Here is a 20,556-nt window from a genome sequence, read left to right as displayed (position 1 = left end):
CGCGATCAGCAGGGGGGCAGAGATGCGCATGATGTTCCACGACCGCCGCCACGGTTTCGACGACATGCTGGCGGCCCGTGCCCCCGGGGCGGCGCTGTCCGCCTTCCGCCGCCTGCCCCCGCCCAGCCTGTTCCCGGTCGCGGACGGGCTCTATGTCCATGTCTCCTTCGCGAACGAGAGCGGCGAGGCCCTGGCCTCCAACGGCCTCGTCGTGGTCGGGCGCCAGGGCGCGCTGCTGGTCGATACCGCCGCGACCCACGAGGATACGGCCCGGCTGATCGACGCCGTCGACCGCCTGACCAGCGGCGCCCCGCTTCAGGTCTATGTCACCGAAGCCCGGGCCGACCGGCTGGGCGGCCTTGCCGCCGTGCACGAGCGCGGCCTGCGCAGCCTCGGCCATGAAACCACGGTCGCCGCCGCCATGTCCGCCGGCCTGCCCCTGCCCCGGGCCGACTGGCAGGGCGAAGCCATGGCCTTCGAGGTGGGCGAGCGCCTGATCGAAGTCTTCCACCCCGGCGCCGCCCAGACCCGGGCCAATACGCTCGTCTATGTCGAGGATGCGGACTGCCTCTACGGCGGCAGCCTGATCCGGCCCTCCGCCGACCTGCGGTGCCCGGCACAGCCGATCGCGCCCCAACCGCTGCAATCGACGATCGATCGTTTCGGCAGTCCCGGGATCGTGGTCCCCGGCCGGGGCGAACCGTCGGACGGCAGCCTGCTCGCGCTCAACCTCGCCGCCCTGTCGGCATAGGCCGCGCGCCGCCGGTTGCCCGGCCCGCCCGCTTCTGGCACAGTGGCGAATGGGAATGGGGTCTCCCTTGTAACCGCGATGATGCTGATGACTCCTGCAACGGCGCGCCGTCCGGCGCGGGCAGGATATTCATGGGCAATACCGTTTTCGCCGGTTACGTCGTCGTCTTCATCGGCTCGGGAATCGGGGGCATGCTCCGGCATTGCATGGGCAGGCTCTCGCTTCAGGTCCTCGGCCCCGGCTTTCCTTATGGCACATTGCTGATCAATATCGCCGGCTCGGCGGCGATGGGGCTGGTCGTCGGCATGTTCGCCCGCTCGCCCCCGCCCGGCCAGTCCCTGCAATTGTTCCTGACCACCGGCATCATCGGCGGCTTCACCACCTTCTCGGCCTTCTCGCTCGACAGCGTGAACCTGTGGGCGCGCGGCCAGGCCGCCGCCGCCATCGCCTATGCCCTGGCGAGCGTGATCGTTTCCTGCGGCGCCCTGTTCGGCATGCTGCTGCTTACCCGCGCCTGGAGTGACTGATATGGCCCCGTCTTCCCAAACCGAATCCGATCCCGCCCTGCGCCGGGCGGTCGCCGCGGTCGCCCTGCTCAATCTCGCCTATTTCGGCGTCGAATTCGCCGTCGCGCTGGCGATCGGATCGGTTTCCCTCTTCGCCGATTCGGTCGACTTCCTGGAAGACACCCTGGTCAACCTGCTGATCCTCGCCGCCCTGGGCTGGAGCGCCGCGAACCGGGCGCGGGCCGGGATGGCCCTGTCGGCCATTCTGCTCGCCCCGGCGGTGGCGACGCTGTGGACGGCCTGGGACAAGTTCAATGCCCCACTCGCCCCCGATCCGCTGCCCCTGTCGCTGGCCGGCGCGGGGGCGCTGGCGGTCAACCTCTTCTGCGCCGCCCTGCTGACACGCTTCCGGCGCCGGGCGGGCAGCCTGACCCGCGCCGCCTTTCTCTCCGCCCGCAACGATGCCCTGGCCAATCTCGCCATCATCGCTGCCGGGCTGGTCACCGCCTTCCTGTGGCCCTCGGCGTGGCCGGACCTGATCGTGGGCCTTGCCATCGCGGCGATGAACGCGGATGCCGCCCATGAAGTCTGGCAGACCGCCCGGGCGGAACATGCGGCCGCGAAACCGTGACCGGGCTCAGCCGGTCCGCCAGCCGGACGACGGCCATCCGGGTCGGAGAGCGAAAGCCGGCGACCGCGACCCCGGGACCGTCCGCAATCCAGATGCCGGGGCCGAAAGCCGTCAGCAAGGCCGCCCTAACGGGCCCGCGCCGGCCGGGGCGGCAGGCCGAAGGGGACGCCCGGGGCGTGCTTGCCGTTCCGGATGGTGAAGCTGGTCTTCACGCTGGCGACATTGGGCGCCGGGGTCAGTTCGCGGGTCAGGAAGCCCTGGAATTCGGCAAGGTCGCGGGCGACGATCTTCAGGATGAAATCGATTTCGCCGTTCAGCATCCAGCATTCGCGGACCAGCGGCATGTTCCGCACCCGTTCCTCGAAGGCGACGAGGTCCGATTCGGCCTGGCTGGCAAGGCCGACCATGGCGAAGACCGTCACTTCGAAGCCCAGCGCCTCGGCATCGACCTCGGCGTGGTAGCCCTTGATATAGCCCGATTCCTCGAGGGCGCGGACACGACGAAGACAGGGCGGCGCCGAAATCCCGACCTTCCGGGCCAGATCGACATTGGTCATGCGGCCATCGGACTGAAGGTGATCGAGAATCTGCACGTCGATATCGTCGAGCTTAACCTTGGTCATGCGCTCCCCCTGTGGCGGCGCATTATCAGGCCCGGCACGGCGTTGAGAAAGAAAATTTCGCCAATCATGGTGCAAATTCGCGGAAACATCGGCGCAGCGCGGGATTACACGCCATAAACGGTCGCCGTCAAGTTCCGGCGCGAAAGCGCTGCGCCGCCTCTTGGCGCGCCATGCCCGCAACGCATAACATGTCGGGGAAGAGAAACCCCATATGGGCGATTCTCTCAACCCATCGTCTTCGCCCGCCGCGACCGCATGGCGCATCCGGGGGGCGGCGCGATCGAGAACCGCGGAGTATATTGGGAATGTCGGAGCGTCGCCACGCCAAGGTGCTGATCATCGGCTCGGGCCCGGCCGGCTGCACGGCGGCGATCTATGCCGCCCGCGCCTGCCTCGACCCGGTCATGGTGCGCGGCCTGACCCCGGGCGGCCAATTGACCATCACCACCGAGGTCGAGAATTACCCGGGCTTCGCCGAAGCAATCCAGGGCCCCTGGCTGATGGAGCAGATGGAGGCCCAGGCCCGCCACGTCGGCACCACCATCATCGACGACATCATCGCCGAGGTCGATTTCGGCCAGCGCCCCTTCACCCTGACCGGCGATTCGGGCACGGTCTATACCGCCGACACGGTGATCATCGCGACCGGCGCCAGCGCCAAATGGCTGGGCCTGGCGTCGGAACAGAAATTCCAGGGCTTCGGCGTTTCCGCCTGCGCCACCTGCGACGGCTTCTTCTATCGCGGCAAGACGGTGGTCGTCGTCGGCGGCGGCAATACCGCGGTCGAGGAAGCGCTCTACCTGACCAATCACGCCGCCAAGGTGACGCTGGTGCACCGGCGCGGCGAGCTGCGCGCGGACAAGACCAACCAGCGCCGCCTGCTCGCCCATCCCAAGGTCTCGGTGGTGTGGAACAGCGCCGTCGAGGAGATCCTGGGCGGCGAGGATCCGCCGGGCGTGACCGGCGTGCGCCTGCGCAACATCCTGACCGGCGAGGTCACGGAACTGCCGACCGACGGTTTCTTCGTCGCCATCGGCCATTCGCCGGCGACCGAGCTTTTCAAGGGCAAGCTGCCGATGGACGACCAGGGCTATCTGCTGACGGCCCCGGACTCGACCGCGACCAGCATCCCCGGCGTCTTCGCCGCGGGCGACGTCAAGGATCACGTCTATCGCCAGGCGGTGACCGCCGCCGGCATGGGCTGCATGGCTGCCCTGGAGGCGGAACGCTTCCTCGGCCAACACGAAGACGAGCGAGCGGCAGCCGCCGAGTGACGGCGGCAGGGCGTGCGCAGCAGGGGGGCGCGCGATGATGGACTGGGACAAGCTGAGGATTTTCCATGCCGTCGCCGAGGCGGGCAGCTTCACCCATGCGGGCGAAGTGCTGAACCTGTCGCAATCGGCGGTCAGCCGGCAGATCAGCGCCCTTGAGGAAAGCCTGAAGGTATCGCTGTTCCACCGCCATGCGCGCGGCCTGATCCTGACCGAACAGGGCGAACTGCTGTTCAGGACCGCCCATGACGTCTTCGCCAAGCTGGCGATGGCGGAAGCCATGCTGGCGGATTCGAAGGACAAGCCGCGGGGCGAATTGCGCGTCACCACCACGGTCAGCTTCGGCATGCTGTGGCTCACCCCCCGGATCAAGGAATTCGTCGACCTCTATCCCGATATCCGGGTCCACCTGATCCTCGACGACGACGAACTCGACCTCGGCATGCGCGAGGCGGATATCGCCATCCGCTTCCGCGCCCCGGTCCAGGCCGATCTGGTGCAGCGCCGGCTGGTGCAGGTGACCAACCACCTCTATGCCGCGCCCAGCTACCTGAAGCGCTTCGGCGCGCCGAAGAATATCGACGATCTCGACAATCACGCCGTGCTCGCCTATGGCGCGGCCGTGCCCCAGCCGCTGGCCGACGTGAACTGGCTGCTGGCGAAATCGCCCGATCCCCAGAAACCGCGGAAGCCCATCTTCACCGTCAACAATATCTATGCCCTGATGCTGGCGGTTGAATCCGGGCTCGGCATCGCCGCCCTGCCCGACTATGTGGCGCGCGGCAATACCAAGCTGACCCAGGTCCTGCCCGACAGCGCGGGCCCGACCTTCGACACTTATTTCGTCTATCCGGAAGAATTGCGCGATACCAAGCGTATCGCCGTGTTCCGCGACTTCATGCTGCGGAAAGTGGCGGAATGGGGGTTCTGACCCCGGAACCATCGCAGTGCAGCATAATGACAATTTTGTCATATTGTTGATTTGGAACCGGATTTTACCGCCAATCCGGTTCCATGCAAAAAATGCAACAGCCGCCGCTCGCATTAGCAATGGTGACTGAGCGGGTGCAGGACTAAATATTCATCTGACGCCGCTGCCTGGCAGCGGCCTTGGATGCAGGACCACTCCCTCCCCCGGTCCTGTATCCGGTCAGGCGGTTTGCCCCCCATTCCCCTGACCACCTTCACGGTCTTTTGACGTGAAGCCTCCCTGTATGACTTGCCGGGCCTTTGGCCCGGCATTTTTTTGCCTTGCGCGGCCGGATCCGGAGGGCCGGCAGTTATTCCCATTTAATGTTTTAGTCCAAAATGGGAATAAACATTGACCCAATTTAGCGGGATTCTTCAGCGTTTCCGCCACCTGCGCTGCCCCGCGGGAATCCCCACATCCGTTAATTACCCATTTTGGATATTAATACCGTCGATTTTGGTCGGTTGCCGGGTCCACTCTCATCACCACACAACAACACCGCGTTGCCGGCTTTTCCGCAGGAGGCGAGACCATCGATGCAGCCCGACTTCAGTGCCGCAATCTCCCTGACGGTGCAGCAGATCGAGCTGATGCGCCGCGAAATCCAGGCCAGCGTGCTGGACACCATGATGACGGTGAACCAGCGCTTTCTCGATCGTCAGTTGAAGCAGGACGATTTCGCCCTGGCCCATGAGATCGCGCGCGTCCTGAAGGATGGTCTCAGCCTGGCCGAGAATGTGGTTTTCCAGTTACGACAGAACGCGGATGCGCCCGCCCCGGCCCGCGCCGCGAAAGAGGAGTGAAGGCGATGCGCCCCACCTATGTCTACGGCGATTCCCATCCCGCCCTGCTGCCCCAGGCGCAGGACCGGCAGATCGGCGAATTGCTGATGGTGCTGCAGCGCCTGTCGGAAACGGCGGATTTCGGCCTCGTCGACCGCGAGGCCAGCCGCCTGGAACTGGGCGTCAGCAGCCTCGAATTCGAAGCCCTGGTGCGGCGCACGCGCCAGCGCGGCTATATCGATACCCAACTCGCCTATGGCCGCCTGAGCCTGACCCTGCGCGGCCGGGAAAAGCTCTCCGCCCTCTATCGCTGAGGGCGGCGCCTACATATAGAGCGCCTCGCCCTCCAGGCCCCGGTACAGGCCGGCGACCTGTTCGCCATAGCCGTTGAACAGCAGGGTCGGGCGGCGTTCCTCGGTGCCGAGCACGCGCTCATGGGCCTGGGACCAGCGGGGATGCGGCACCGCCGGATTGACATTGGCCCAGAAGCCGTATTCGTCCGGCCCCAGTTCCTGCCAGAAGCTGACCGGGCGCTGGTCGGTCAGGGTGATGCGGACGATCGACTTGATCGACTTGAAACCGTATTTCCACGGCAGGGCCAGGCGCAGCGGCGCGCCGAACTGAGGGGCCGCAGGCTTGCCGTAGACCCCGGTGACCAGGAAGGCGAGGTCGTTCGCCGCCTCCTCGATCGTCAGCCCCTCGACATAGGGCCAGGGGTAGAAAGGCTGGCGCTGGGTGCTGGCCACCGCCGGGTCGTTGAAGGTCTCGAAGCGGACATAGCGCGCTGCCGATTGCGGCTCGACCTTGGCCAGCAGCGCCGCCAGGGGAAAGCCGGTCCAGGGCACGGCCATGGACCAGGCTTCGACGCAGCGGTGGCGGTACAGCCGTTCCTCCAGGCTGACCCTGGCCAGAAGCTCGTCGATGGCGAAAGTCGCCGGCTTCGCCACCAGCCCGTCCACCACCACGGCCCAGGGCCGGGTCTGCAACTTGTCGGCATGGGCCCAGACCTGCTTGTGGGTGCCGAATTCATAGAAATTATTATAGGTCGAGGCCCATTGCTCCTCGGTCAGCGGCCGGTCCAGGGTGAAGGCGGGATTCCGCTTCGCCGGATAGAGAGAGGCCGAGGGATCGGGCGCCGCCCCGGTCGAACCGCTGGCCGCACCTTCGGCGCGGGCCGGGCCGTCCGCCGCATCGCAGGCACCAACCGCGAACAGGGTGCCGGCCGCCGCCAGGGTCATCAGCCGGCGCCGGTCGAGAAAGACCGCTTCGGGCGTCGCCTCGCTGTCCCGAAGCTGGTCCCAGGCCTTGCGGATACGGATCAACATGGCGAACTCCCGCGGTCAAACACCTGCCCGGGGATATTCGCCGGGGCCGGCGGCGATGTTACGGCGCCGGCCCCGAAATGACATCAGCCGAGCAACGAGCGCAGCATCCAGGCATGCTTTTCCGACGCCGCGACCCGGGCCACCATCAGGTCGGCGGAGGCGATGTCGTCCAGCTCGCCGAGGTCGGCCTCGGCCTTGCGCAGGTTGCGCACCAGCTGCTCGTTGGCGGCCAGCAGATCGCGGACCATTTCGTCGGCGGTCAGTTCGGTCGCGGTCTCGGCGATCGAGGACGCCTGGGCGAAACCGGCCAGCGATGCCGGCACCTTCACGCCCAGGGCGCGGATCCGTTCGGCGATCTCGTCGATCGAGCCGTGCAATTCCTCGTATTGGCCTTCGAACAGGATGTGAAGCTGCTGGAAGTCCGGGCCGGTGACGTTCCAATGGGCGTTGTGAGTCTTCAGGTAGACGGTGAACGTGTCGGCAAGCGCCGCACTCAGGATCGCCGCCGCCGTCTTGCGGCTGGCCTCGGCAAGGCCGATGTCGATACCGCGTTCGTTGCTGCCCGTCGCCGCCTTGGGCGCGGCAGACTTGGTCGTCTTTGCCATGATCGATGTCTCCTATCGCCTATCCCATATGGCCCCGCGCGGAGCCGTTTTCAAGGGAAAAACTAGAACGATTCAAAACTAGCCCGGCACGCCCGCCGCATGCAGCACCAGCGCCCCCAGGATGGCCCGATGCACCGGCGTTGCAACCCCAAGCTCGGCCCCGAGGCGGACGATGGCACCCGAGAGGTCCTCGACCTCCAGCGGCCGGTGCCGTTCCAGGTCTTCGAGCATCGAGGATTTCATCAGTGCGGGCACGGCGTCGAGCAGCCGCAGGATGGTCGCGGCCATGTCGTCCGGCAGGGCGACACCCCGGGCCCGGCCGACCGCCACCGCCTCCGCCACCGCATCGCCCAGCAGGGCGCGGGCGACCGCATGCTCGCGGATCGGGCCGATCGCGCTCCGCAGCATGGCGGTGACGCCGGAAAAGGCGGCCAGCATGCAGAATTTCCGCCACAGCACGACATCGACATCATCGCCGAGCACGGTGCCGAAGCCGGCGGCCCGCCCGGCATCGGCGAATTCGGCCGCCAGGGGCGAAACCGCGCCGTCGACCGGCGCGAATTCGATCCGCGTGCTCGGCACCGAAACGCGGATCACGCCCGGCGCCGCGATGACCGCGGAAATATAGGCGGCCCCGCCCAGCACGCGCCGCGCGCCCAGATTGCGGGTGAGGAGATGGGGCGCATCGACGCCGTTCTGCAGCGTCAGCACCAGGGTGTCGGGCCCGAGCAGGGGGCCGATCAGGGCCGCTGCGGCCGCGACGTCATACATCTTCACGGCGAAGACGACGATATCGGCGGGACCGATGCTGGCGGGATCGCGGGTGGCATGGACGGCCGGCAGCAGAAAGCTGCCCGCCGCCCCCTCGACCGCGAGGCCGTTCTTCTGCAAGGCCGCCAGATGGGCACCGCGGGCGACGAAGGCGACATCGTGCCCGGCCTGCGCCAGCCGGGCCCCGAAATAGCCGCCGACGCCGCCGGCGCCGATGACGGCGATTTTCATGCGCCGCTCAGAGAAGCGCGGCGCAGGCGCGCTGGATGCGGGTGCAGGCTTCCGTCAGCACCTCTTCCGAGGTCGCATAGGAGATGCGGAAATAGGGCGACAGGCCGAAGGCCGCGCCCTGCACCACCGCCACGCCCTCGGCTTCGAGGAGATAGGCGGCGAAGTCGCCGTCGCTCTCGATCACCTTGCCGTCCGGGGTCTTCTTGCCGATCACGCCCGCGCAGGACGGATAGACGTAGAAGGCGCCCTCCGGGCTCGGGCACTTCAGGCCCTTCGCCTGGTTCAGCATCGAGACGACGAGATCGCGCCGTTCCTTGAAGCGTTCGGCGCGGGGCGCGATGAAGTCCTGGGGACCGTTCAGCGCCTCGACCGCCGCCGCCTGGCTGATCGAGCAGGGGTTGGAGGTCGACTGGCTCTGGATCTTGGCCATGGCCTTGATCAGGGCGGTGTCGCCCGCGGCATAGCCGATGCGCCAGCCGGTCATCGAATAGGCCTTGGAGACGCCGTTCACCGTCAGCGTGCGGGGATAGAGCGCGGGCTCGATCTCCGCCGGGGTGACGAACTCGAAGCCGTCGAAGGTGATGTGCTCGTACATGTCGTCGGTCAGGACCCAGACCTGCGGGTGCTTCACCAGCACCTCGGTCAGGGGCTTCAGGTCGTCATGGGCATAGGCGGCGCCGGTCGGGTTCGAGGGCGAGTTCAGGATGATCCACTTGGTCTTGTCCGTGATCGCCGCTTCGAGCTGTTCCGGCGTCACCTTGAAGCCCGAATCCAGCGTCGTCTCGATGAAGACCGGCGTACCGCCCGCGAGCAGCACGATATCCGGATAGGACACCCAATAGGGCGCCGGGATGATGACCTCGTCCCCCGGGTTCAGGGTGGCCATCATGGCGTTGTAGATGACCTGCTTGCCGCCCGAGGCGACATGGACCTGGTCCGGCGTGTAATCGAGGCCGTTCTCGCGCTTGAACTTGGCGGCGATCGCCTTCTTCAGCGCGGGCGTGCCGTCCGGCGCGGTATATTTGGTGTCGTTGGTCTCGATCGCCCGGATGCCGGCGGCCTTGATGTTGTCCGGCGTCGGGAAGTCCGGCTCGCCGGCGCCGAGGCCGATGACGTCGCGCCCGGCCGCCTTCAGCTCGGCCGCCTTCTGGGTCACCGCGATGGTCGGCGACGGCTTGATGCGCGCGAGGGACGAAGCGATGAAGGCCATGATGACGGTACCGATCGTTGGATGGTGTGAAGCCGGCGAACCCTAGCCCCGCCCCGCCCCGGCATCAAGTGCCGAGGCGACGCAGGCCCCCTGCCCCCCGATTTCCAAGCGGTGATCAGAACTCGAAGGTGGTCGCGAGCCAGAGGCGGCGGCCCTCCTGGTTGTTGTTGTAGAGGTTGTCGTAGGCGATGGCGCCGGCCGTGCTGCTGACATAGGGACGGTATTCGAGGAAATCCTCGTCCAGCAGGTTGTAGATCGTGGCGCTGACCTTCAGCCCGTCCATCACCTGGTAGCTGCCGCCCAGGTGGAACAGGTGATAGGCCTTGTGGTCGCCGAAGGCTTCATAGGCGAAGTTGCGGGTGCCGCTGGTGCGGCGGAAGCGTTCGCTGCGGTATTCGCCGCGCAGCCACAGGCCCAGGCTTTCCGTCGCCTGCCAGTTCACCGTGCCGTTCACCATGTGCTTCGGCGTGCTGTTCAGCGGCCAGCCGGCGTTGGTGCCGCTCTTCTGTTCGGTTTCCGTATAGGTGTAATTGGCGGTGACCGACCAGTCCTCGAGGAAGGAGAAGCGGCCGGCGATCTCGATCCCGCGGGTTTCCGCCTCGTCGACATTCACCGCCTTCGAGAAGGTGGGGGCGGCGGTTTCCCAGCCCGGCCCGATGTCGACGCAGCCGGCCGAAGCCACGACCCGGCAATTGTCAACGGTGACGCTGGACAGCTTGTCCTCGAACTTGTTGTGGAACAGGGTCACATTGGCGTTGAAGTTCGAGAAATTGTCGTAATAGACGCCGATCTCGCTGCTGGTGCTGGTTTCGGGCTTCAGGTTCGGGTTGCCGATCAGGGGGATGCGCCCCTGGCCGCCGAAACCGTTGATGCCGTCGGCGAGATCCTCGAGGTCAGGGGCCTTGAAGCCCTGGCTGACGCCGCCCTTCACGGTCCAATTGTCCAGCGGGTTCCAGACCAGATAGGCGCGCGGGCTGGTGTGGCCGCCGAACTTGTCGTGATCGTCGTGGCGGATGCCGAGGGTGAGGCTCAGCCCTTCGAACAGGCGCCACTCGTCCTCGGCGAAGACCGAGCGGATTTCATGGGTGAAGGGTGCCAGCACCACGCCGTCGATCATCTTGGCGTCCCAATACTGGCCGCCCAGGGTCAGGTAATGGTTGCCCAGCTCGAACAGGAACTTGCCGTCGGCGATCGTATTGTCGCCCCTCAGTTCGCGCGGGCCGCCGGGGGTGATGCCGGGGGTGGTCATGCGCGAGGGGATCAGGCGGCCGATCGTCTCGGTCTCGTTGCGGGTGAGGCTGAGCTCCAGCCGGCCGAACGAGAAGCTGCCGTGGTAGAAGGCCGAGAACTGGTCCCTTTCGTAGCGCTGTTCCTCGGTATAGCCGCCGGCAGCGCCCAGCGTGCCGAGCTGGCCCTGGCTGTTGTCGTAGCGCTGGCGGTTGACCTCGTATTCCATGCCGATGTCGTGGCCCTCCATCGGCGTGAACAGGATGCGGCCGCCGAGATTGTAGATATCGGATTCGACCGGGTTGCGCCCCATGCTGGGAATGACCGTGGCGCCATTCGCCTGGACATAGGAAATATCGGAGGCGTCGCGCTCGAAATAGCGCCCGCGCAGGGTCAGGCCCAGCTTGCCGTCGATCAGGGGGCCGGTGAGATAGGCTTCGGTCGCCCGGCTGCCGCCGAACTGGCTGTGTTCCTGAAGCGTGGTTTCCGCCGACAGCGAACCGCCCCACGTCTGGCCGGTCTTCTTCGTGATGATGTTGATGACGCCGCCCATGGCGTCGGAGCCATAGAGCGTGGACATCGGGCCGCGGATGATCTCGATCCGCTCGATCGAGGTGACCGGCGGCAGGAAGCTGCTCCTGGTCTCGCCGAAGCCGTTGGGGGTCACGTCGCCCGCCGCATTCTGGCGGCGGCCGTCGACCAGGATCAGCGTATAGGCGCTGCCCATGCCGCGGATGCTGATGTTCAGGCCGCCGGTCTTGCCCGCGCTGTCGCCGACGTCGACCCCCTCGACCTCTGCCAGCGCGTCGGCCAGGCTGGAAATCCGCTTGCTCTGCAATTCCTCGGCGGAAATCACCGTGATGCTGGCGGGGGCCTCGGTCAGCTTCTGCTCGAAGCCGGACGCGGAAACCACCACCGTGGGCAATTCCTCGGCCGTCACCTCCTCGGCCCGGACCCCCGGCGCCGCAACCATGAGCACAAGCCCGACCGCCGTCGCGCAACCGCGCGCTTCCTTCACCGCCTTCATCGTGAACCCCCTGCACTACGGAAAATACAATCCCGCGTGCAGGTCCCTGCCGATGCTGGCCCCCGGCACGCGAGTGCCCGGACGCTCGGCGATATTGATAGTCATTATCAATATCGAATATTTCCCGATCAGCGGGGATTGAACATCCCCCGGCGAACGTATCGCGCGGGCCGGCAATGCATCGCCCGGCGAAAGCCATGCGCGACAGACAGGCCGGCTGCCGCCTCGGTTATGGCATTGCGGGCGCCGCCGCCCTATAAGGAACATATGGCGAATATGACCGATGGCCCGAGCGTGGCCGAGATCGCGGCCTGGGTGCCGCACCGTCCCGACCGGCCCGAGAAATCGGAAGGCGGCCGGCGCTTCCGCCTCGTCTCGGATTACCAGCCCGCGGGCGACCAGCCGGCCGCGATCGCGGAATTGCTCGAAGGGGTCAACAACGACGAGCACAATCAGGTGCTGCTCGGCGTCACCGGCTCGGGCAAGACCTTCACCATCGCCCATCTGATCGAACGGACCCAGCGCCCGACCCTGATTCTGGCCCAGAACAAGACGCTGGCGGCACAATTATACGGCGAGATGAAATCCTTCTTCCCCGACAATGCGGTGGAATATTTCGTCTCCTATTACGATTACTACACGCCCGAGGCCTATGTCCCGCGGACGGACACCTATATCGAGAAGGAAGCCTCGATCAACGCGCAGATCGACCGGATGCGCCACTCGGCCACCCGCGCCCTGCTGGAACGCGACGACGTCATCATCGTCGCCTCCGTGTCCTGCATCTACGGCATCGGCTCGGTCGAGACCTATTCGGCCATGACCCTCAGCCTGAAGGCCGGCGAGACGGTGGACCGGGCGGAACTGCTGCGCCAATTGGTCGGGCTGCAATACCGGCGGAACGACGCCGCCTTCCAGCGCGGCACCTTCCGGGTGCGCGGCGACAGTATCGAGGTCTTCCCCGCCCACTACGAGGACCGGGCCTGGCGCATCTCCCTGTTCGGCGACGAGATCGACGGCATCGCCGAATTCGATCCCCTGACCGGCGAGAAGACGGCCCCCCTCGACTTCGTCAAGGTCTATGCCAACAGCCACTATGTGACCCCCCGCCCGACCCTGCACCAGGCCGTCAAGCAGATCCGGGTCGAGATGCAGCACAGGCTTGAGCAATTGCGCGGCGACGGCAGGCTCCTCGAGGCCGAGCGCCTGGAGCAGCGCTGCACCTTCGACATCGAGATGCTGGAGGCGACGGGCGCCTGCGCCGGCATCGAGAATTATTCCCGCTACCTCACCGGGCGCCGCCCGGGCGAGCCGCCGCCGACCCTGTTCGAATATCTGCCCGACAATGCCCTGGTCGTCGTCGACGAGAGCCATGTCACCGTCGGCCAGCTGGGCGGCATGGAGCGGGGCGACAACAAGCGGAAATCGACCCTGGCCGAATACGGCTTCCGCCTGCCGTCGTGCATCGACAACCGGCCGCTGAAATTCTCGGAATGGAACGCCATGCGACCGCAGACGATCTTCGTCTCGGCGACGCCGGGCAAGTGGGAACTGGAACAGACCGGCGGCGTCTTCACCGAGCAGGTGATCCGGCCGACCGGCCTGATCGACCCCGAATGTTACATCCGCCCGGTGGCCAAGCAGGTCGACGACCTGATCGCCGAATGCCGCGCCGTCACCGCCAAGGGCAACCGCGTGCTGGTCACCACCCTGACCAAGCGCATGGCCGAGGACCTGACCGAATACCTGCACGAAGCGGGCCTCAAGGTCCGCTACATGCATTCCGACATCGAGACCCTGGAACGGATCGAGATCCTGCGCGACCTCCGGCTCGGCACTTTCGACATCCTGGTCGGCATCAACCTGCTGCGCGAGGGCCTGGACATCCCCGAATGCGCCCTGGTCGCCATCCTGGACGCCGACAAGGAAGGCTTCCTGCGCTCCGAGACCTCACTGGTCCAGACCATCGGGCGGGCCGCGCGCAATGTCGACGGCCGCGCCATCCTCTATGCCGACAAGATCACCGACAGCATGCGCCGCGCCCTCGAAGAGACCGAGCGGCGCCGGGCGAAGCAAAGGGCATATAACGAAGCCCATGGCATCACGCCGGAATCGGTGCGGAAGTCGATCGGCGACATTCTCGAATCGGTCTACGAGACCGACAGCCTGAAGGTCGACCTGGCGGATACGGGGCATATGGTCGGCAACAACCTGAAGACCCATCTGGCCGATCTCGACAAGCGCATGCGCGCCGCCGCCGCCGACCTCGAATTCGAGGAAGCGGCAAGGCTGCGCGACGAGATCCGCCGCCTCGAAGCCTCGGAGCTTGAAATCGCCCAAAATCCGACAGCCCATCCGGCCGCCCGGCCCGGCGGCCCGGCGCGCGGCCGCTCCAGCGGCGGCCGCCCCGGCGTCCGCACCCCGAAAAAGAAGCCGAGCCGCCGCTGAGCGGTCGCTCCCCTCCCCCATGATCCCAGTCGCAAGGCCTCTCGTTCCATGACCAAGAGTTTCGTCACCCCCGTCGGCTTCGCCGACGCCCGCCAGGGTCTTGCCCATCTCTTCGTGCGCGGCCTGACCGTCGAGGCCCAGATCGGCGTCTGGGCCCATGAGAAGGGCCGGCGCCAGATCGTCCGCCTCGACCTCGATCTCGCGGTGGACGACCCGCGTTCCGCCGGCGACGATCACGCCAAGGTCGTGTGCTACGAATGGGCATCGAACGAGGTGCGGGCGGTGATCGCCTCGGGTCACTTCAACCTGGTGGAACGGCTGGCGGAAGAGACCGCGGAGCGTCTCCTCCGTAACCCGCAGATACACGCCGTTCGCATCCGCGTCGAAAAGCCCGGCGCCATTCGCGGGGCCGAGGCCGCGGGCATCGAAATCGTCCGCCTGAACACCAGGACGCCGGAGGTTCTGCCCTGAAACTGCCACAAATGGCGGCAGGCAAGGGCCGGTTGCGCGAATTTGTACACAGGCGCGGCTAGCAACCCAGGCCACCTGCCGTCAAGCAGAAAAATCGTTAATAGACTCCGCCGATTCGCCGCTTCCGAGGTTAAGTCATTGATTTCATTGACACGACCCTACCCTGCTCAAATATTGAGCAAGGACGCTCAAGGCCAGGGAAGCTGCGGGGGTACGGCATTGACTCGGGAGTTGCCAACAGGGTTTTCCACAGGAATCGTGGAAAGTGTCAGGACGATGTCGAAGCCATGTCAGTTTCCTCTGCCGCTTTATGCGCCAGCCCAGGGAATCCGCGGCTTTCGAGACTGTCACAATAGCTGCCTTGCGCTGCAACGGATCTCATTTCGCCATTGCAGCATGAATGCTGTGCATGTCCCGCATGGCGCGGGTGTCGAATCGAACCGCACCGGGTCTAACCGATGATCACCGCCGAATCCGATTCCCCGATTGGGGACGAGGAGCCCTTCCCGCCCGAGACGCCGCCCGCGGGCGACGCCGACCGCCGGGGCCGGCTGCTGATCCGCGGCCACCTGCCGACCCTGGGCCACGGCCCCGGCGTCTACCGCATGCTGGACGCGCGCGGCGACCTGCTCTATGTCGGCAAGGCGCGTAACTTAAAGCGTCGCGTGGCGCAATATGCGAACGGCGCCCATCCCTCGAACCGCATCGCCCGCATGGTCGCCGAGACGGCGGCGCTCGAAGTCGTCGTAACCCATACCGAGGCGGAAGCCCTCCTCCTCGAAGCCAATATGATCAAGCGGCTCAAGCCGCGTTACAACGTGCTGCTGCGGGACGACAAGTCGTTCCCCTATATCGTCATCGCCAAGGGCGGCGAATGGGCGCGGCTGGGCAAGCACCGCGGCGCCCGCAACGAGAAGGGCAGCTATTTCGGCCCCTTCGCCTCGGCCGGCGCGGTCACCCGCACGCTGAACGACCTGCAGCGGGTGTTCCAGCTCCGCTCCTGCGCCGATTCGATGTTCAACAGCCGCAGCCGGCCCTGCCTGCTCTATCAGATCAAGCGCTGCGCCGGGCCCTGCGTCGGCCTGATCGAGCGGGCGGACTACGACCGCCTGGTCGAACAGGCGGAGGAATTCCTCAGCGGCCGCAGCCAGGCGATCCAGCGCGAATTGTCGGCCCGCATGTCGGAAGCGGCGGAAGCGCTGGACTACGAACGCGCGGCGATCTTCCGCGACCGCATCCGCGCCCTGACCGCGATCCAGGCCCATCAGGACATCAATACCGACGCGGTGACCGAGGCCGACATCGTCGCCCTGCATATCGAGGGCGGGCAGGCCTGCGTGCAGGTCTTCTTCTTCCGCGCCGGGCAGAACTGGGGCAACCGCGCCTATTTCCCGCGCATCGACAAGTCGGACGAGGCCCCCGCCATCCGCGCCGCCTTCATCGCGCAATTCTACGACGAGCGCCCGGCCCCCCGCCTGGTCCTGGTCGACGGGCCGGTCGACGACCACGCCCTGCTGACCGAAGCCCTGTCCGCCGCCGCCGAGCGCCGGATCGAGATCGCGGAACCGAAGCGCGGCACCAAGCTCGACCTCGTCGAACATGCGAGAACCAACGCCCGCGAGGCCCTGGGCCGCCGGCTGGCGGAAACCTCGTCGCAGGGCAAGCTGCTGGCCGCGGTGGCCGAGACCTTCGATCTCGACGCCACGCCGGCGCGGATCGAGGTCTACGACAACAGCCATGTCCAGGGCACCAATGCGGTCGGCGGCATGATCGTGGCCGGCCCCGAAGGGTTCCACAAGAACGCCTACCGCAAGTTCAACATCAAGGGCGAGGACCTGACCCCCGGCGACGATTTCGGCATGATGCGCGAAGTCCTGACCCGGCGCTTCAAGCGCCTGATCGCCGAGAACCCGGAGCGGGACGAGCACGGCGCCGCCTGGCCCGACCTCGTGCTGATCGACGGCGGCGCCGGGCAGCTGAACGCCGCCCTCGCCGTCCTCACGGATCTCGGGATCGAGGATGTCGCCATGGTCGGCATCGCCAAGGGGCCCGACAGGAATACCGGGCGCGAGCGCTTCTTCATGCCCGGGCGGGCCGAATTCTCGCTCGAGCCGCGTTCGCCCGTGCTCTATTTCCTGCAACGGCTGCGCGACGAGGCCCATCGCTTCGCCATCGGCACCCACCGGGCGAAGCGGGGCAAGGAGGCGGTGCGTTCGGTCCTCGACGAGATCGCCGGCATCGGCCCCAGCCGGAAGAAGGCGCTGCTGCATCATTTCGGCTCGGCCAAGGCGGCGGCGAGCGCGGGACTGGCCGATCTCGAAAAAGTACCGGGGATCTCGAAAACCGTCGCAAAGCTCGTTTATGATCATTTTCATGAAAAAGGCTGACGCGGCTCTCCCATGATCACCAATCTTCCCAACCTGCTGACCCTGTTCCGGATCGTGGTCATTCCGCTGATGGTCGCGGCGTTCTTCCTCGATTTCCCCGTGGCCAACTGGCTCAGCTTCGGCCTCTATGCCGCCGCCTGCGTCACCGATTATTTCGACGGCTGGCTGGCGCGGGCGTGGAATCAGGTCTCGCCGCTCGGCCGCTTCCTCGATCCCATCGCCGACAAGCTGCTGATCGCCGCCGCCCTCCTGATGCTGGTGGCGCGCGACCATATCACCGGCGTCGCCATCATCGCCGCCGTCATCATCATGTGCCGCGAGATGCTGGTCTCGGGCCTGCGCGAATTCCTGGCGGAACTGCGCGTCGGCGTGCCGGTCTCGAAACTCGCCAAATGGAAGACCACGGTGCAGATGCTGGCGCTCGGCTTCCTGATGGTGGGCAAGGCCTCCCCCGCCGCCATCCCGAGCGAGGATATCGGCCTCTGGGGCCTGTGGATCGCCGCCCTGCTGACCGTGATCACCGGCTTCGACTATCTCCGCGCCGGCCTGAAGCATATGACCGGAAAGACCGCCTGAGATGCAGATCCTCTATTTCGCCTGGGTGCGCGAACAGGTCGGCACCGCCGCCGAGGACCTGGACCTGGATCCGCCGGGGGCCGCCACGGTGGGTGCGCTGATCGACCTGCTCCGCGCGCGGAGCCCGCGCCATGCCCAGGCCCTGGCCGACCGCGGGCGCCTGCGCATCGCCGTCAACCAGGATTTCGCCACCGACGAGACGCCGGTCCGCCCGGGCGACGAAATCGCCATCTTCCCGCCCGTCACCGGCGGCTGAGGGAGTTTTCCCTCAGCTCAGCTCAGCAGGTCCCGCAGCCGGAACCACATCATCGCCGCCATCAGCAGCGGCGTGCGCAGCAGCCTGCCGCCCGGGAAGGGCGCATGGGGCAGGCGGGCGAAGACGTCGAAGCGGCCGGCGTCGCCCGCCACCGCCTCGGCCAGCAGGCGGCCGGCCAGATTGGTCAGGGCGATGCCATGGCCGGAGAAGCCCTGGGCATACCAGAGATTGTCGCCGATGCGGCCGAAGTCCGGCAGGCGGTTGACCGTGATATCGACCAAGCCGCCCCAGAAGTAATCGACCTTCACGCCCTTCAGTTCGGGGAAGGTGCGCGCCATCTTGGCCCGCATCACCATGGCCTCGTGCGGGCCGGTCCGCCCGGAATAGGAGGCGCCGCCGCCGAACAGCATCCGGTGGTCGGCGGAGCGGCGGAAATAGTCGAGGACGAAATTGCTGTCCGAGACGCAAGGATTGCTGGGCATCAGGCGCGCCGCCGTGTCCGCCCCCAGGGGCTCGGTCGCGATGATGAAGGTGGCGACCGGCATGATGGTGCGGGCAAGGCGCGGCCGCAGGCGCCCGACATAGGCATTGACCGCCAGGACGACATGGCCGCAGTCGACGATGCCGTCGGCGGTGCGGACCTGCGGGCGGGTGCCCTCGCGGATCTCGATCACGCGGGATTGCTCGTGCAGGGCGACGCCCGCCGCGGCCTCGGCGAGGCCGAGGGCGTAGTTCAGCGGGTGCAGGTGGCCGCAGCCCTCGTCCAGCACGCCGCCGTGAAAGCGGTCGGAGACGACATGGCCGGCCAGCGCCGCGCGGTCGAGCACGGTCATCTGCCGATAGCCGTATTTCGCCGCCATCATCGCCGCATCCTCGGCCATGGCGGCGAAATGGGAGGGCTTGGTGGCGGCATGGACGAAGCCGGGCTGCCAGTCGCAGGCGATGCCGTGGCGGGCGATGCGCTGGCGGACGATCTCCGTCGCCTCGACCGTCATGTCCCAGAGGGCGCGGGCCGCGGTCTCGCCCGCCAGGCGCTCGATCGCGGCGACGCCGGGGTTGAGGCCGTTCAGCATCTGGCCGCCGTTCCGGCCGGAGGCGCCGAAGCCGATCCGCTCCGCCTCGAGCAGGGTCACGCGGAAGCCCCGCTCGGCCAGTTCGAGCGCCGCCGCAAGCCCGGTGAAGCCGCCGCCGATCACGCAGACGTCGGTCGTGACCTGGCCGGCCAGGGCCGGGCGCCGGGGCGCCGGGTTTCGGCTGGCCACGTAATAGGAGGGTTCGTATCCTGTCATGGCGCCAAGCTCGCCGGGGCATCCCGTCCCGTCAAGCCCGCGCGGGTGGAGAGCAGCCATGTCGGCACTGGACTGGGGTTTTCGGATCGACGACGCGTTTCACGCGCAATTCCTGATCGACGACGAGGAGCCGCGCCCGGGGGTCGAATTCGTCGTCGGCCTGAGCCGCGGCGCGCTGGACCTGAACGTCCTGGTGCGCTGCATGTTCGCCGACGACGTCAGCCCGGCGACCCTGGCCGACCACCGCTATCAGGCGCAGACGGCGATCGGTTTCCTGGCCGATCAGCTTGTCGAGGGCTGGTCCCCCGAAGGTGGGGAGGAATTCACGATAGTCATCGCCGATCCGGCGGATTCGCATTGACCCCCCGCCCCCGCGCGCATTGACTTGAGGGGGCGGAACATCGTGCAATCGGGGCAGAGGCCGACGCCCCGAGGAAAGAAAGACCGACTTGACCGAGCACACAACGGTTCGCTTCCCGTACTTCTTCGTCACCGTGCCCGCGCCCTGCCCCTACCTGCCGGGCCGCATGGAGAGGAAGGTGTTCACGCGCCTCAACGGCGACGATCCGGTCGGTCTCAACGATGCCCTCACCCATGCCGGCTTCCGGCGCAGCCAGGGCATCGCCTATAAGCCCGCCTGCGACGGCTGCCAGGCCTGCGTCTCGGTCCGGGTGCCGGTGGCGGCCTTCCGCTTCTCGCGCAATGCCCGGCGCATCATGGCCCGGAACGATGATCTGGTGATGACCGAGTCGCCGGCTTTGGCGACGGAAGAACAATTCGCCCTGCTGCGCCATTATCTCGAGGCGCGCCACCCCGGCGGCGGCATGGTGGAGATGGACGCCCTCGACTATGCCGCCATGATCGAGGACAGCCCGATCCAGACCCATGTCGCCGAATACCGGATGCCGGGCGGGCGGCTGGTCTCGGCCTGCCTGATCGACCGGCTGGCCGACGGCCTGTCCCTGGTCTATTCCTTCTTCGATCCCGACGACGAGACCCGTTCGCTGGGCACCAATCTGGTGCTCCGCCAGATCGAGCGGGCGGCGCAGCTCGGCCTGCCCTATGTCTACCTCGGTTATTGGATCGAGGGTTGCCGCAAGATGGTCTATAAGGCGCGCTATCAACCGCTGGAGGGCCTGGGGCCCGAAGGCTGGAAACCCTTGGCCATCAAGACGACGGACAGCGCGCTCTGATGCTTT

The 20,556-nt window shown here is 66.8% G+C and carries 21 protein-coding genes and 1 riboswitch; of the genes, 14 read left to right on the top strand and 7 right to left on the bottom strand.

All coding sequences use genetic code 11. The features are described 5' to 3' along the window. Positions 1–22: 22 nt before the first annotated feature. The 3 genes from DKG75_RS15630 to DKG75_RS15620 all read left to right on the top strand — a co-directional run bounded on the left by DKG75_RS15630 (position 23) and on the right by DKG75_RS15620 (position 1,888). Entirely contained in the window at positions 23–751 is a 729-nt protein-coding gene (locus DKG75_RS15630; RefSeq protein WP_109922059.1) for an MBL fold metallo-hydrolase, read from the top strand. A gap of 42 nt (positions 752–793) precedes the next feature. Then, a riboswitch (Fluoride riboswitch) is annotated at positions 794–855 on the top strand. Between the two features lie 27 nt (positions 856–882). After that, entirely contained in the window at positions 883–1,278 is a 396-nt protein-coding gene (gene crcB, locus DKG75_RS15625) for a fluoride efflux transporter CrcB (RefSeq protein ID WP_109922058.1), read from the top strand. A gap of 1 nt (position 1,279) precedes the next feature. Then, positions 1,280–1,888, top strand: a complete 609-nt coding sequence (locus DKG75_RS15620; RefSeq protein WP_109922057.1) for a cation efflux transmembrane domain-containing protein — start codon at positions 1,280–1,282, stop codon at positions 1,886–1,888. Positions 1,889–2,013: 125 nt separating this feature from the next. On the opposite strand, the gene DKG75_RS15615 is transcribed toward DKG75_RS15620, so the two are convergent. Then, positions 2,014–2,511 carry an Lrp/AsnC family transcriptional regulator gene (locus DKG75_RS15615; RefSeq protein WP_109922056.1) on the bottom strand — a complete coding sequence of 166 codons (498 nt, stop codon included), beginning with the start codon at positions 2,509–2,511 and terminating at the stop codon, positions 2,014–2,016. 305 nt (positions 2,512–2,816) lie between these two features. Here DKG75_RS15615 and trxB point away from each other — a divergent pair, with 305 nt between their 5' ends. From trxB to DKG75_RS15595, 4 genes are all read left to right on the top strand, one after another. After that, the gene (gene trxB / locus DKG75_RS15610; protein WP_109922055.1) at positions 2,817–3,785 is read left to right on the top strand and encodes a thioredoxin-disulfide reductase; all 969 of its coding nucleotides are present in this window, start codon (positions 2,817–2,819) and stop codon (positions 3,783–3,785) included. Between the two features lie 37 nt (positions 3,786–3,822). Beyond that, the gene (locus DKG75_RS15605; RefSeq protein WP_109922054.1) at positions 3,823–4,713 is read left to right on the top strand and encodes a LysR family transcriptional regulator; all 891 of its coding nucleotides are present in this window, start codon (positions 3,823–3,825) and stop codon (positions 4,711–4,713) included. Positions 4,714–5,288: 575 nt separating this feature from the next. Then, positions 5,289–5,555: a hypothetical protein gene (locus tag DKG75_RS15600; RefSeq protein WP_109922053.1), complete on the top strand. Its 267-nt coding sequence runs from the start codon at positions 5,289–5,291 to the stop codon at positions 5,553–5,555. A 5-nt stretch (positions 5,556–5,560) separates the two neighbouring features. Then, positions 5,561–5,848 carry a hypothetical protein gene (locus tag DKG75_RS15595; protein WP_133636991.1) on the top strand — a complete coding sequence of 96 codons (288 nt, stop codon included), beginning with the start codon at positions 5,561–5,563 and terminating at the stop codon, positions 5,846–5,848. Positions 5,849–5,857: 9 nt separating this feature from the next. On the opposite strand, the gene msrP is transcribed toward DKG75_RS15595, so the two are convergent. The 5 genes from msrP to DKG75_RS15570 form a co-directional block, all read right to left on the bottom strand. Next, entirely contained in the window at positions 5,858–6,859 is a 1,002-nt protein-coding gene (gene msrP / locus DKG75_RS15590) for a protein-methionine-sulfoxide reductase catalytic subunit MsrP (protein WP_109922051.1), read from the bottom strand. Positions 6,860–6,942: 83 nt separating this feature from the next. Next, on the bottom strand, positions 6,943–7,464 hold the full coding sequence (locus tag DKG75_RS15585; RefSeq protein WP_109922050.1) for a Dps family protein: 522 nt from the start codon (positions 7,462–7,464) through the stop codon (positions 6,943–6,945). Between the two features lie 78 nt (positions 7,465–7,542). Beyond that, positions 7,543–8,466, bottom strand: a complete 924-nt coding sequence (locus tag DKG75_RS15580; protein WP_109922049.1) for a 2-dehydropantoate 2-reductase — start codon at positions 8,464–8,466, stop codon at positions 7,543–7,545. 7 nt (positions 8,467–8,473) lie between these two features. Further along, entirely contained in the window at positions 8,474–9,676 is a 1,203-nt protein-coding gene (locus DKG75_RS15575; protein WP_109922048.1) for a pyridoxal phosphate-dependent aminotransferase, read from the bottom strand. 115 nt (positions 9,677–9,791) lie between these two features. After that, positions 9,792–11,930, bottom strand: coding sequence for a TonB-dependent receptor domain-containing protein (locus tag DKG75_RS15570; protein WP_208112090.1), 2,139 nt, complete (start codon positions 11,928–11,930; stop codon positions 9,792–9,794). 276 nt (positions 11,931–12,206) lie between these two features. Between DKG75_RS15570 and uvrB the strand changes: the two genes are divergently transcribed. From uvrB to moaD, 5 genes are all read left to right on the top strand, one after another. Next, positions 12,207–14,378, top strand: a complete 2,172-nt coding sequence (gene uvrB, locus DKG75_RS15565) for an excinuclease ABC subunit UvrB (RefSeq protein WP_208112099.1) — start codon at positions 12,207–12,209, stop codon at positions 14,376–14,378. Positions 14,379–14,426: 48 nt separating this feature from the next. Beyond that, on the top strand, positions 14,427–14,849 hold the full coding sequence (folB, locus tag DKG75_RS15560) for a dihydroneopterin aldolase (RefSeq protein ID WP_109922046.1): 423 nt from the start codon (positions 14,427–14,429) through the stop codon (positions 14,847–14,849). A gap of 458 nt (positions 14,850–15,307) precedes the next feature. Continuing rightward, positions 15,308–17,236, top strand: a complete 1,929-nt coding sequence (uvrC, locus tag DKG75_RS15555; protein ID WP_109922045.1) for an excinuclease ABC subunit UvrC — start codon at positions 15,308–15,310, stop codon at positions 17,234–17,236. 12 nt (positions 17,237–17,248) lie between these two features. Further along, complete coding sequence (pgsA, locus tag DKG75_RS15550) at positions 17,249–17,812, top strand: CDP-diacylglycerol--glycerol-3-phosphate 3-phosphatidyltransferase (protein ID WP_109922044.1); 564 nt, start codon at positions 17,249–17,251, stop codon at positions 17,810–17,812. A 1-nt stretch (position 17,813) separates the two neighbouring features. Next, complete coding sequence (moaD, locus tag DKG75_RS15545) at positions 17,814–18,068, top strand: molybdopterin converting factor subunit 1 (protein WP_109922043.1); 255 nt, start codon at positions 17,814–17,816, stop codon at positions 18,066–18,068. 17 nt (positions 18,069–18,085) lie between these two features. Here the strand turns inward: moaD and DKG75_RS15540 are convergent, their stop codons facing one another. Continuing rightward, the gene (locus tag DKG75_RS15540) at positions 18,086–19,357 is read right to left on the bottom strand and encodes an NAD(P)/FAD-dependent oxidoreductase (protein ID WP_109922042.1); all 1,272 of its coding nucleotides are present in this window, start codon (positions 19,355–19,357) and stop codon (positions 18,086–18,088) included. 58 nt (positions 19,358–19,415) lie between these two features. On the opposite strand from DKG75_RS15540, the gene DKG75_RS15535 reads away from it, so the two are divergent. Continuing rightward, positions 19,416–19,718 carry a hypothetical protein gene (locus DKG75_RS15535; RefSeq protein WP_109922041.1) on the top strand — a complete coding sequence of 101 codons (303 nt, stop codon included), beginning with the start codon at positions 19,416–19,418 and terminating at the stop codon, positions 19,716–19,718. 88 nt (positions 19,719–19,806) lie between these two features. After that, positions 19,807–20,550 (top strand): arginyltransferase, encoded by a 744-nt coding sequence (locus tag DKG75_RS15530; protein ID WP_109922040.1) that lies wholly within the window; start codon positions 19,807–19,809, stop codon positions 20,548–20,550. The last annotated feature ends 6 nt before the right edge of the window (positions 20,551–20,556 follow it).

The sequence above is a fragment of the Zavarzinia compransoris genome (genome assembly GCF_003173055.1).
Lineage (GTDB): Bacteria > Pseudomonadota > Alphaproteobacteria > Zavarziniales > Zavarziniaceae > Zavarzinia > Zavarzinia compransoris.
The sequence above is the reverse complement of the archived record's forward strand: the minus strand, read 5'-3'. Positions and strand labels throughout refer to the sequence as shown.

Coding starts and splice junctions, on each gene's coding strand:
- DKG75_RS15575 (WP_109922048.1), bottom strand. CDS start 9,676: ATGGCCTTCATCGCTTCGTCCCTCGCGCGCATCAAGCCGTCGCCGACC.
- uvrC (WP_109922045.1), top strand. CDS start 15,308: ATGATCACCGCCGAATCCGATTCCCCGATTGGGGACGAGGAGCCCTTC.
- uvrB (WP_208112099.1), top strand. CDS start 12,207: ATGACCGATGGCCCGAGCGTGGCCGAGATCGCGGCCTGGGTGCCGCAC.
- folB (WP_109922046.1), top strand. CDS start 14,427: ATGACCAAGAGTTTCGTCACCCCCGTCGGCTTCGCCGACGCCCGCCAG.
- DKG75_RS15585 (WP_109922050.1), bottom strand. CDS start 7,464: ATGGCAAAGACGACCAAGTCTGCCGCGCCCAAGGCGGCGACGGGCAGC.
- DKG75_RS15595 (WP_133636991.1), top strand. CDS start 5,561: ATGCGCCCCACCTATGTCTACGGCGATTCCCATCCCGCCCTGCTGCCC.
- DKG75_RS15605 (WP_109922054.1), top strand. CDS start 3,823: ATGGACTGGGACAAGCTGAGGATTTTCCATGCCGTCGCCGAGGCGGGC.
- pgsA (WP_109922044.1), top strand. CDS start 17,249: ATGATCACCAATCTTCCCAACCTGCTGACCCTGTTCCGGATCGTGGTC.
- DKG75_RS15615 (WP_109922056.1), bottom strand. CDS start 2,511: ATGACCAAGGTTAAGCTCGACGATATCGACGTGCAGATTCTCGATCAC.
- crcB (WP_109922058.1), top strand. CDS start 883: ATGGGCAATACCGTTTTCGCCGGTTACGTCGTCGTCTTCATCGGCTCG.
- DKG75_RS15540 (WP_109922042.1), bottom strand. CDS start 19,357: ATGACAGGATACGAACCCTCCTATTACGTGGCCAGCCGAAACCCGGCG.
- DKG75_RS15570 (WP_208112090.1), bottom strand. CDS start 11,930: ATGAAGGCGGTGAAGGAAGCGCGCGGTTGCGCGACGGCGGTCGGGCTT.
- msrP (WP_109922051.1), bottom strand. CDS start 6,859: ATGTTGATCCGTATCCGCAAGGCCTGGGACCAGCTTCGGGACAGCGAG.
- moaD (WP_109922043.1), top strand. CDS start 17,814: ATGCAGATCCTCTATTTCGCCTGGGTGCGCGAACAGGTCGGCACCGCC.
- DKG75_RS15620 (WP_109922057.1), top strand. CDS start 1,280: ATGGCCCCGTCTTCCCAAACCGAATCCGATCCCGCCCTGCGCCGGGCG.
- trxB (WP_109922055.1), top strand. CDS start 2,817: ATGTCGGAGCGTCGCCACGCCAAGGTGCTGATCATCGGCTCGGGCCCG.
- DKG75_RS15535 (WP_109922041.1), top strand. CDS start 19,416: ATGTCGGCACTGGACTGGGGTTTTCGGATCGACGACGCGTTTCACGCG.
- DKG75_RS15600 (WP_109922053.1), top strand. CDS start 5,289: ATGCAGCCCGACTTCAGTGCCGCAATCTCCCTGACGGTGCAGCAGATC.
- DKG75_RS15630 (WP_109922059.1), top strand. CDS start 23: ATGCGCATGATGTTCCACGACCGCCGCCACGGTTTCGACGACATGCTG.
- DKG75_RS15580 (WP_109922049.1), bottom strand. CDS start 8,466: ATGAAAATCGCCGTCATCGGCGCCGGCGGCGTCGGCGGCTATTTCGGG.